Raw genomic sequence first — 10,079 nt, 5'->3', positions numbered from 1 at the left:
GCCGAGACCTCGGCGAGCGCCTGCAGTTCGGCGCGCAGCCGTCCGATCTCGACGCGCAGCCGCGCACGATGCGATTCATCGGCATGTTTGCCGCGGAAGGCGCGCGCGACGAGCGTGCCCCTCGCCATATCCCCCGGCCAGGCTTCGGCAAGCGCGCGGGCGAGCGCGAAGAGCACCGGCCGCGTTGCCAGCGACACGGAAAGCTGATCGTCGCGCACGAGATGACGGCAGGCATCGACGACGAGCGCGCCCGAACCTAGCAGTTCTTCCACCTCTTCCAGCAGCAGCGGGCTTTCCCGCCAGCGTGAGATCAGCCGTGCCACCGGCGCGCTGAGCACGCGGGCAGCATTTTCCACCTCCGCCGTCAATACGGGCATACCGGCCTCGCGCGCCGCCTGCCTCGCCCGGTCAAGCGCCGCACGCGCCGCTTTGGTCTGCAGGCGTCTAATCGCGATACCCGCGACCACGAGCTCATGGGCAGCCCTTGCCGCCGGCGGCAGCGGCGTCGGGTCGAGTGTTTCGAGCGCCCGCTCGGCCTCGTCGAGCCGGCCGATCAGCACCAGCCGGCGAAGCTCGATATTCCTGGCATGGGCGGCATTGACCTTGTCGCCATGCGCTTCGAGCACCTTGCGCGCCGCCTCCAGCGCTTTGGGCGGCCAGGTGAGATCGCGCGAGACCAGCGCGATCTCGGCCTCGGCGACCACGCAGCGGGCTCGCGCCACCGCCTCCCGCGGGCCGAAAGCACGCGCCGCACTCTTGAGCAGCGCCTTGGCACGGACGAGATCACCGAGTTGCGCCATCGCAATGCCGCGCAATGCCAGCGCCGGCGCATCGTCGCGCAGCGCCACCCGCTTCAGCGCGCCGAGCGCATCGCCCACTGCCAGCGCCCGCGCCGCTGCCGTGATCAGCGAGTCCATTCAAATCCCGTCACACTTGTCACTCCCACCATTTCTCCACGCGGCATTAGATTTAGCGTCGACCGGCAAGCAAGCCTGCGCCGGATGCTACGACGAGAGACAGGCAAAGGAGAAGACCCATGACGGCACAGCTGAACGCAACACGCCAGCAATGGCTGGCAGCAAGGCTCAATCTGCTCAAGGAGGAGAAGGAACTGACCCGGCAGAGCGACGCGCTGGCGACGAAGCGCCAGCAATTGCCGCGTGTGAGGATCGACAAGCAATACCGCTTCGAGACCGACGGCGGCAACGTCTCGCTGAAGGATCTCTTCGGTGGGCGCTCACAGCTTCTCGTCTATCACTTCATGTTCGGGCCGGATTATACCGCGGGATGCCCGTCCTGCTCCTCGATCGCCGACGGTTTCAACGGCGTCTTCGTTCATCTTGAAAACCACGATGTCGCCTTTTGGGCGGTCTCGCGGGCGCCGCTCGCAAAGCTCAAAGCGTTCAAGCAGCGGATGGACTGGAGCTTTCCCTGGGCCTCCTCCTTCGGCAGCGACTTCAACGGCGATTTCAGCGTCTGGTTCTCCGCCGAGCAGCAGCACCAGGGCGAGGTAGATTATAACTACCGCCGCGAACCGCCCGCCCCCGAACCGCTCCCAGGCAGGACTGTCCAGGAATGGCAGCCGCGCGACAGCGAGGGCCCGATCGCCCAGATCGCCGCCATGACCGGCACCGATGTCCCCACCTACACCCGCGACCGGCCGGGCGTCAGCGCCTTCGAGCTTATCGACGGCGCCGTCTACCACAGCTATTCCAGCTATGCGCGCGGGCTGGACGGGCTCTGGGGCATGTACCAATGGCTCGACCGCGCCCCCAAGGGCCGCAACGAAACCGGCATCTGGTGGCGCCACCGCGACCGGTACGGCAAGGAGTGACGCCGATGCTGCTCTCCGCCCACACTCCAACGGGAGCCGACGGCAACGCCGCTCTCAACGCCGCCGAATGGCTCTCGCTGGCCGCCTCAGCAGACGGATCAGTTGCCAAGCCGAGCAGTGGCATCGCTAACACGGGCGGCCGGATCGCCGCCCACAGCGCCAACTGGCTGTCGCTCGCCGCCGCCCCGACATTCGGGGTCATGGCGCTGCTGACAGCCACGATCGGCAGCGCCGACATGATCTGCACGACGACGCCGGATGCCTTCCCGATCGGCGGAATGGTGCCGATGTACCTGCTGATGAGCGGCTTCCACCTGGCGCCCTGGCTACGGCTCGCCGCCGGCTGGCGGGCATAAGCCACCGATCACGCGCCGCGACGGCGCCGGTATCTCTTCTCCCCAGCGGGAGAAGAGGAGCGAGTCGCACTCCCGCTTAACCGCGTCCGGCCTTACCCATTACCAAAGCGACCAAGTTCGTGCCCCCACGTCTATAAAGTCGATCGGCCCGCCGGCAACATCGTCGTTGAAGACCGCACAGGAAAGCTTGCCGCCGAAGACGCAGCCGCTATCGATGTTGGTGCGATTTCCTGTCGTCATCGGGTTCGACATCGATGGCGTATGGCCGTGGACGAGATGTTTGCCCCAATATTCGCCTGGCTGATCCACCGGAAATCGCATCCATAGAAGATCGTCTTGGCTCTGCCGTTCCAGCGGAGTTTGCGGATCGACACCAGCATGGACAAAGATGCGATGCCGATCGACATGCACGAGCGGACGATTGGCCGCCCATTGCAGATGCTGCGGCAAAACCCTGCCGCCATAGGATATTTCGGTCTCCAGCCCGCCGTTGCCGAGCCACACGGCTCTTCTCTGACCGTCGGCATAGGCAGCGACCATCATATCCTCATGATTGCCTTTCAGGCAGATCCATCTCCACGGCTCAGATGGACCGGCAATGATCCGGTCGAGGACACTTTTGCTGTCAGGCCCGCGATCGATATAATCGCCAACGAAGACGACGGTCCCTTCAGACGTATAAGCCTCGATCCGATCGATCATCCTGTTCAGCTGATCGATACAGCCGTGGATATCACCTATGGCGAACGTGTAGCGCATGCTTCATTTTTAGCGCCTGTCGGGGCACTTGGATACGATTTCCTGTGAGAACAAGAATGACGCAGATAGAGGTGGCGCTCCCGCCGAACTACACGCCAGCGCACCGAGGCGCGCCGGCAGCAAGCCAGAGAGTCCTGCCGAAACGCAACCGCTATCTCCCCTCGACAAAACTCCGCCGGATCGCCTCCCAGCTTTCCGCATCCGGCGCCAACAGCAGCCGGCCCTCGGTCATGACAGGCCGGTAGGCCTCGCCGCTCAGCAATGCCCCGTAGCCGCCCGCCTCGCGGTGGATCAGCACGCCGGCGGCATGGTCCCAGGGTTTGAGCTCGGCGTTGAGCGAAAAGCTCACAGCGCCTGTTGCCACCGCCCGGTATTCATAGGCCGAGCAGCGCCATGTGCTGGTGCGGGCAAAGTGCAGCATGCTCCGAGCGTAGACCGGCTGCTCCTCGGCGGGAAACATATGCCGCGGCACGAAGCCGTGCATTTCCCCGATCGGCCCCGGCGGCGCGACGCTGAGCCGGGTCTGCGTGCCGTCGCGGGCAATATGCCACGCCCCCCGCCCCGGCCGGGCGGCAAGGAAGTCGCCGGTCACGGGATAGTGGATCAGCCCGGCTACGGTTTCTCCGCCGGAGACGATCGCCACGATCATGCCAAACAGCGGCAGGCCGTGGGCAAAATTCCAGGTGCCGTCGACAGGATCGATGATGACGGCGAGATCCGCATCGGCAAGCCGCGCCAATATGGCGGAGCCGGCCGAAACCGCCTCTTCGCCGATGAGCAGTGCCTCGGGAAATCGCGCCGAAAGCGCCTCGGTGAGCCGTCGCTCGGCGCCGAGATCGGCATCGGTCACCAGATCGTCGGGCGCGGTCTTGGTGCGGATGCCCTCGGCGGTGACGCCGAGGAAGCGTGGCAGGATCTCCGCCTCCGCCGCCCGGCGCATATCCTCCATGATGGCGGAGAATATGTCGTCCGACACGTCCCTCATGCCCGGCGGGCCTCGATATAGGCCTTAAGCGCGGCGGGCTGGTCGGTCTGGATGACGCTGATGCCGGCCGCCATCATCCTTCCCCAGATCGCATCGGGATCTTCAAGTGCCGCACTGTCGGTCAGGCCGCAGCAGGAGACCGGATCGAGCGTGTTGACCCAGAGGGAGATCTCGGCGTTGCGCAGACGTTCGTGCTGGCCGGCCAGCGTCTCAAGCGCATCGAACTTGGCTTCGCACATGAAGGGGCGCGCGGCGATGACTGCCTTGGCAGTCTCTTCGGCGCTCCCGACCCTGAAGAACGCCTGGCCCATGAACGGAATGCCGTCGATTCCGGGCTGCCTGGCGAGCCAAGCCAGCGCCTCCGGCGTGTCGGCGCGGGCCTTGAGATCGACCTGGTCGGCCATGCCCAGCTCTTTGACCTTGGCCGCGACGATATCAATCATCTCGAGGTCCTTGAGATCGAGATCGACGAAGATGCGGCCGCGCACGGTTTCAAGCACCTGTTCCAGCGTCGGAATGGTCTGCGTCGTAAACGCCTGGTCTGGCCCGCCATCGGCCATACGCAGTGGCAGGCTGGTGATCTCGGCGATCGTCATCTCCTCGGGGATGCGATCGATGCCGGCCATGCGCTCGAGCGTGTCGTCATGCAAGATGAACAGCACGCCATCGGCGCTCTGGCGTATATCCACCTCGACGATGTCATAGCCGCCGGCGATCGCATTCTCGATCGCGGCAAGGCTGTTTTCGGGAGCATGATGCCAGGCACCGCGATGGGCGACGATGGCGCAGGGGCGCGACGGGTCGGCAATGTGGTCGATGTATTTCATGGGACTTCCTCTAGAACAATTCCAGCAAAAGTGCGCAGCGGTGTTGCATCCGGAATTGTGTTAAAACAAAGAGATAGAACATTTCCGTGTTTCGGAGAAAAACGGAAATGTTCTAGTTTGCGCCGAATGCGCCTGGTATGGCCCTGCCGCTTTCCGCATCGAAGAGATGCAGGCGGGAGGCAGGGAAATTGAGAGAGAGTTGGCTGTGATCCGGTATCTCGACGCCGAAGGGTGTCGCGATCCTGACGACCGAGCCGCCGAGCGCGGCTGCCAGGATCGCGTGCGAGCCGAGATCCTCGCGAAACCGCAGAGCTGACGTGACCACATGTCCGTCGGCCCCGCCGCCGATCAGGATATCCTCGGGCCGGATGCCGAGATGATAGGCGCCGGTAAGCCGCGCTTGCGCCGCCACCTGCCCGTCGGCGAGCCGGAGCACCGAGCCGTCGCCGATGACCGGCAGGATGTTCATCGGCGGCGCGCCGATGAATTTGGCGACGAAGACCGAGGCCGGATGGTGATAGATCGCCTTCGGCGTGTCGAATTGTTCGATCCGGCCTTTGTTGAGAATGAGGATGCGGTCGGCAAGCGTCATCGCCTCCACCTGATCATGGGTGACGAAGACGGTGGTGGCGCCGATGCGCCGGTGCAGTTCGGCAAGCTCGACACGCATGTCGTGCCTGAGCTGCGCATCGAGGTTGGAGAGTGGCTCGTCGAATAGAAGCACGCCCGGCTCGCGCACGATGGCGCGGCCGATCGCGACGCGCTGGCGCTGGCCGCCGGAAAGCTGTCCCGGTTTGCGGCCGAGGTAATCGGAAAGCCCGAGCATCTTTGCCACAGCGCCGACCCGCTCGATGCGCTCGGCCTTCGCCATGCCGGCGACCCTGAGGCTGTAGGCGATGTTGTCGAAGACGCTCATATGCGGATAGAGCGCATAGTTTTGGAACACCATGGCGCAGCCGCGATGTTTCGGCTCAAGATCCTGCACCTGCCGGCCGCCGATGGCGATCGTGCCGCCGCTCACCCGCTCCAGCCCGGCGATCATCTGCAACAGCGTGGACTTGCCGCAGCCGGAGGGACCGAGCACGACGGTGAATTCGCCGGCCCTGAGCTCGACATCCATCGGCGGGATGACGACGGTCTCGGCGTCATAGGCCTTGGTGACGCCTGACAGCGTGATGTTGGCGGCAGCGGCGCGGATGGCCATGTCGATGGCGTTCATGGCTATTTCTCCGTAAGAGTAAGGCCCTGGACGAGGTAACGCTGCAGGAGCGCGATCATCGCGAGCGGAATGATGGAAACGATGACGGCGCCGGCCATGATCATCGGGAAGTCGGGGATCTCTCCCTCCGAATCCGGCACGAGCCGCGCCAGCCCGACGACGGCGGTCTGCATGTCTGACGTCGAGGCGGCGACCAGCGGCCAGAGATATTGCGTCCAGCCGCTGAGGAAGGTCAGCACGAAGAGCGCGGCGAAGCTGGTGCGCGACAAGGGCAGCAGGATATCGAAGAGGAAACGCATCGGCCCTGCTCCATCCATGCGCGCCGCCTTGAACAGATCCTTGGGCAGGGTGAGGAAGAACTGACGGAACAGAAAGGTGCCGGTGCCATGCGCGACAAGCGGCGCGATCAGTCCGAAATGCGTGTTCAGCACGCTCCATTCGAGCTTCACCGGCGCGCCGAAATATTCGGCGATCAGCCCGTTCAGGCCGGTGATATCGAGCAACGCGTTGGCCGGCGAAAACACGTTCGACGCCACTTGGTAGGTGGTGATGACGCGGATCTCGATCGGCAGCATGATGGTCGCCAGAATCAGCGCGAAGGCCACGCCCGCCCAGCGAACCCTGAAATAGACGATGGCATAGGCCGATAGAAGCGACAGGACGCAGGTCGCCAATGCATCGCCAAAGGCGACCACCAGACTGTTGAACATCTGGATTGGGATTGATGTCTCGGTGAAGATATGCGCCGCATTGGTGAAAAACTGGTCGCCGGGATACCAGGCGAGCACGTTGCGCAGCATGAATTCATAGGATTGCGAGGCCGTCGCCACCGTCAAATAGAGCGGCCCGAGGATATAGACGATGCCGACCATGAGCACGAGGCTGGCTGCGATGTTGAGGGAACGTGCGTTTTCGATCATGGGGTCACCGCTCGTAGTTGATGCGCCGGCCGAGGAAGAGGAATTGGGCGGCGGTGAGGAGGACGACGAAGACCATCAGGATCGCAGTCTGGGTCGAGGCGCCGGAGAGGTCGTAGCCGCTGAAGCCGTCGGTATAGATCTTGTAGACAAGCAGCGTCGTGGCGCCGCCAGGACCGCCATCGGTGATCGTATCGATCAGCGCGAAGGCCGAGGTGACGCTCTCGGTGAACTCGAGCACCAGCGTCAGGAAGAGCTGCGGCATGATGAGCGGCAGTTGCACGTCGAAAATCCGCCGCCAGGGGCCTGCCCCATCCATCGCGGCTGCCTGGTGCATGGTCTTCGGGATCGATTGCAGGCCGGCGAGCAGGATGACGAAATTGAACGGGATACCACCCCAGACATGCGCTGCAATCAGCGTGATGAAGGCGTCTGTACCGTCGATGCCGGGCGCCCAGATGCCAGGAAAGGCTGAGTTGAGTGGCGCGAGCACGCCGACGAAGGGATTGAAGATGAAGGCGAAGACGACGCCGATCGAGGCGCCGGCAACCCCCTTCGGCCACACGAGCACATTGCGCGCCGGCTGCGACATGCGGATCTTCCGGTCGGCCGCGACCGCAAGGATCAGCGGGACCGCGACCGCAAGCGCTGAGGCAGTGACCATGAAGACGATGGTGCGCCAACAGCTCTTCCAGAACTCCGGATCGGAAAACACGCGGGCAAAATTATCCCAGCCGACGAACATCGAGCCACCGCCGAAGGGGCGCTCGAGGAAGAATGACCAGTAGAAGGCCTGAAAAACAGGCACGTAGAAGAAGAGTGCGATCAGCAGCATAAGCGGCGCTACCAGCAGAAGCGGCAGCCAGCGGTGGCTGAAGAGAGAAGATTCCGACGTCATGGAGAAGCCCTGCATTGGGGAAGACCGGCACGGGCGTATGGGGTCCCACGCCTGACGCACGGGAGCGCTTGGGACGCGCCCCCGTGCGTGGGATGTCGGGATCACTGCATCCTCACGCCCTTGTAGGTCTGCTCGAAGCGGCGCAGCAGCTCGTCGCCACGCCTCTTGGCATTGTCGAGTGCCACCTGCATGGTCTCCTGGCCTGCAAAGGCCTTCTGCGTCTCTTCCACGAAGACTTGACGGAACTGCACATAGAAGCCCAGACGGATGCCGCGGGTATCCGGGGTGCGCGGCTGGTTCATCGACTCGATGCCGACGGCGGCCGTCGCATATTTCGGCGAATTCGCCTCGCCGCTCTTGGCGATCGCATCCATCACGTCGTTGGTGACGGGGACGTAGCCGGTGGCGGCGGTCAAGAACATCTGCTGTTCGGGACGGCGCACGAAGTCGAGGAAGGCCTTGGCGCCTTCGACCTCGGCCTTGTCGTGACCCTTCATGATGTAGATCGAGGCACCGCCGACAAAGGTGTTGTGGCGCTCGTAACCCTCATACATCGGCGCCATACCGACTGACAGTTCGTATTTGCCTTCGAACGCCTTGGCCGAGGCAGTATAGGAACCCGAGGAATTCTCCATCATCGCGCATTCGCCGGTGTTGAAGGCGGCAGTGAAGTTGCCGGCCTTGGTATCGGCATTGAGCTTGACCAAGCCTTCTTTGCGCCAATCGACCAGATTCTCAAGATGCTTGGCGGCGAAGGTCGTGTTGAACACATATTCGGCGTCGAGACCATCATAGCCGTTATGCTTTGAGGCGATCGGCAGGCCATGGCGGGCGGAAAACTGTTCGAGCACGCGCCATGTATCGCCATCGGTGGTGAAGGGGCAGGCATGACCTGAGGCCTTCAGCTTGCGGGCGGCCTCGATGATCTCTTCCCAGCTATCAGGCGTCTTCGTGATGCCGGCTTTCTCGAGTTCGGTCTTGTTGGTGTAGAACAGCAGCGTCGAGGAATTGTAAGGCTGCGCGAAAAGCGCGCCGCCGGAGGTTTCGTAATAGGCCCGGGCGCCGGCGATATAATTGTCCCACTTAACCTCGGGCAGCGCCTCCTGGACTGGCACGACGGCATCAGACAGCATCAGGTCGAGCGTGCCGGCGTCGAAGAACTGGATGAGGACGGGATGCTTTTTAGCGCGGAAGGCGGCTATCGCCTTCTGCATCGATACTTCGTAGCTGCCTTGGCCGACGCAGGTGATGTGATGCTCGGATTGTGCGGCATTGAAAGCGGCGCACTGGTCCTGGATCGCCTTTTCGACGACGCCCGTATTGCCGTACCAGAATTCGATATTGGCGGCCTGCGCGGAACATGCGCCCGCCACCAGCGCGGCCGCAGCCGCCAGAATGGAAATCTTCATCTTGTCCTCGCCTGATTTGATCGGCCGGCTTCAAGCGCCGACGCCGTGACGGCGGATTACTACACGCTACGTGTAACAATTTAGTGACGAACGGAAGCGCTTGTAGCTCGGTGAGGCTGCTGCTATAGGCTGCATATCGGATATGCCGGCGGAGGCGACACTAATTACTACACGCCTATGGTAATTATTGACGGCAGAGGTGTTGGATATGGCCTATTTCCCGGAGCCGCTGATTGCGCCACGTTTCCTGCGCGAAGGCGGCGGCGTCGTCTCCTCTAACGAACGCGATCTCCTGCGGCTGATCTGGCGCAATCCCGGCCTCTCACGCTCCGAAGTCACCAGCCACACCGACCTCACCCAGCAATCCGTCTATCGCATCATCGACCAGTTGGAGGAGCGCGGCATCATTTCCTTCGGCTCGCCGAAACCCGGCGCCGGCCGCGGCCAGCCGAGCCCGACGCTCCGGCTCGACGGCCGCTACGCCTATTCCTGCGGCATCTCGGTCAATACCGACGTGATCGGCATCTGCCTGATGGATCTCGCCGGCAACGTACTGGCCGAGAGTAGCGTCGCCTTGCGGGAACGTTCGATGGCCCAGGCGCTCGATCTCGTTCGTGAGCAGCTCATCGAACATCAAAGGATGAACAACCTCTCGGAAGAGACTTTCTTCGGGATCGGCTTTGCCATCGCCGGCTTTCACGTCAGCGGCACCCGCTACAATGCCCCGCTGCCCCTGAACGAGTGGTCGCGCATCGAACTCGGACCGCTACTGTCGGAATTTTTCGGCAAGCCGGTCTGGGCGCATAATGGCGGCAAGGCGGGAACGGTCGCCGAATCCATGTTCGGCGCCGGCCGATACATCAGGCACTTCGCCT

At 63.2% G+C, this 10,079-nt stretch carries 11 protein-coding genes; 3 read left to right on the top strand and 8 right to left on the bottom strand.

Annotated features, from left to right (window positions below):
- Positions 1-917: helix-turn-helix domain-containing protein (locus FY112_RS06110; RefSeq protein WP_246700616.1), on the bottom strand; the 917-nt coding region annotated here is incomplete at its 3' end.
- Positions 918-1,036: 119 nt separating this feature from the next.
- On the opposite strand from FY112_RS06110, the gene FY112_RS06105 reads away from it, so the two are divergent.
- Together FY112_RS06105 and FY112_RS06100 are read left to right on the top strand one after the other, a co-directional pair.
- The gene (locus tag FY112_RS06105) at positions 1,037-1,834 is read left to right on the top strand and encodes a thioredoxin family protein (protein ID WP_151517969.1); all 798 of its coding nucleotides are present in this window, start codon (positions 1,037-1,039) and stop codon (positions 1,832-1,834) included.
- Positions 1,835-1,839: 5 nt separating this feature from the next.
- On the top strand, positions 1,840-2,190 hold the full coding sequence (locus tag FY112_RS06100) for a hypothetical protein (protein WP_151517968.1): 351 nt from the start codon (positions 1,840-1,842) through the stop codon (positions 2,188-2,190).
- 99 nt (positions 2,191-2,289) lie between these two features.
- Here FY112_RS06100 and FY112_RS06095 read toward each other — a convergent pair whose 3' ends face one another.
- The 7 genes from FY112_RS06095 to FY112_RS06065 form a co-directional block, all read right to left on the bottom strand.
- Positions 2,290-2,949, bottom strand: coding sequence for a metallophosphoesterase family protein (locus FY112_RS06095; RefSeq protein ID WP_151517967.1), 660 nt, complete (start codon positions 2,947-2,949; stop codon positions 2,290-2,292).
- Between the two features lie 151 nt (positions 2,950-3,100).
- Positions 3,101-3,934, bottom strand: coding sequence for an inositol monophosphatase (locus FY112_RS06090; RefSeq protein ID WP_151517966.1), 834 nt, complete (start codon positions 3,932-3,934; stop codon positions 3,101-3,103).
- The gene (locus FY112_RS06085; protein ID WP_151517965.1) at positions 3,931-4,761 is read right to left on the bottom strand and encodes a glycerophosphodiester phosphodiesterase family protein; all 831 of its coding nucleotides are present in this window, start codon (positions 4,759-4,761) and stop codon (positions 3,931-3,933) included. The genes FY112_RS06090 and FY112_RS06085 overlap by 4 nt, the downstream gene beginning before the upstream one ends.
- A 112-nt stretch (positions 4,762-4,873) precedes the next feature.
- Positions 4,874-5,980, bottom strand: a complete 1,107-nt coding sequence (ugpC, locus tag FY112_RS06080) for a sn-glycerol-3-phosphate ABC transporter ATP-binding protein UgpC (protein ID WP_017961108.1) — start codon at positions 5,978-5,980, stop codon at positions 4,874-4,876.
- Positions 5,981-5,982: 2 nt separating this feature from the next.
- Positions 5,983-6,900: an ABC transporter permease subunit gene (locus tag FY112_RS06075; RefSeq protein WP_151517964.1), complete on the bottom strand. Its 918-nt coding sequence runs from the start codon at positions 6,898-6,900 to the stop codon at positions 5,983-5,985.
- A gap of 4 nt (positions 6,901-6,904) precedes the next feature.
- Positions 6,905-7,795 (bottom strand): sugar ABC transporter permease, encoded by an 891-nt coding sequence (locus FY112_RS06070; RefSeq protein WP_017961110.1) that lies wholly within the window; start codon positions 7,793-7,795, stop codon positions 6,905-6,907.
- Positions 7,796-7,896: 101 nt separating this feature from the next.
- The gene (locus tag FY112_RS06065) at positions 7,897-9,204 is read right to left on the bottom strand and encodes an extracellular solute-binding protein (protein WP_017961111.1); all 1,308 of its coding nucleotides are present in this window, start codon (positions 9,202-9,204) and stop codon (positions 7,897-7,899) included.
- Between the two features lie 208 nt (positions 9,205-9,412).
- Here FY112_RS06065 and FY112_RS37455 point away from each other — a divergent pair.
- Positions 9,413-10,079: winged helix-turn-helix transcriptional regulator (locus tag FY112_RS37455; RefSeq protein WP_246700615.1), on the top strand; the 667-nt coding region annotated here is incomplete at its 3' end.

Source organism: Rhizobium sp. PEPV16 (genome assembly GCF_008919455.1).
GTDB lineage: Bacteria > Pseudomonadota > Alphaproteobacteria > Rhizobiales > Rhizobiaceae > Rhizobium > Rhizobium leguminosarum_Q.
Note: the sequence above shows the minus strand (reverse complement) of the source record. Positions and strands in the feature narration are given on the sequence as shown.

What these genes read in the sequence shown, in the direction of transcription:
- FY112_RS06105 (WP_151517969.1), top strand. Translation starts at nt 1,037, where the DNA reads ATGACGGCACAGCTGAACGCAACACGCCAGCAATGGCTGGCAGCAAGG.
- FY112_RS06065 (WP_017961111.1), bottom strand. Translation starts at nt 9,204, where the DNA reads ATGAAGATTTCCATTCTGGCGGCTGCGGCCGCGCTGGTGGCGGGCGCA.
- ugpC (WP_017961108.1), bottom strand. Translation starts at nt 5,980, where the DNA reads ATGAACGCCATCGACATGGCCATCCGCGCCGCTGCCGCCAACATCACG.
- FY112_RS06075 (WP_151517964.1), bottom strand. Translation starts at nt 6,900, where the DNA reads ATGATCGAAAACGCACGTTCCCTCAACATCGCAGCCAGCCTCGTGCTC.
- FY112_RS06070 (WP_017961110.1), bottom strand. Translation starts at nt 7,795, where the DNA reads ATGACGTCGGAATCTTCTCTCTTCAGCCACCGCTGGCTGCCGCTTCTG.
- FY112_RS06085 (WP_151517965.1), bottom strand. Translation starts at nt 4,761, where the DNA reads ATGAAATACATCGACCACATTGCCGACCCGTCGCGCCCCTGCGCCATC.
- FY112_RS06095 (WP_151517967.1), bottom strand. Translation starts at nt 2,949, where the DNA reads ATGCGCTACACGTTCGCCATAGGTGATATCCACGGCTGTATCGATCAG.
- FY112_RS06090 (WP_151517966.1), bottom strand. Translation starts at nt 3,934, where the DNA reads ATGAGGGACGTGTCGGACGACATATTCTCCGCCATCATGGAGGATATG.
- FY112_RS06100 (WP_151517968.1), top strand. Translation starts at nt 1,840, where the DNA reads ATGCTGCTCTCCGCCCACACTCCAACGGGAGCCGACGGCAACGCCGCT.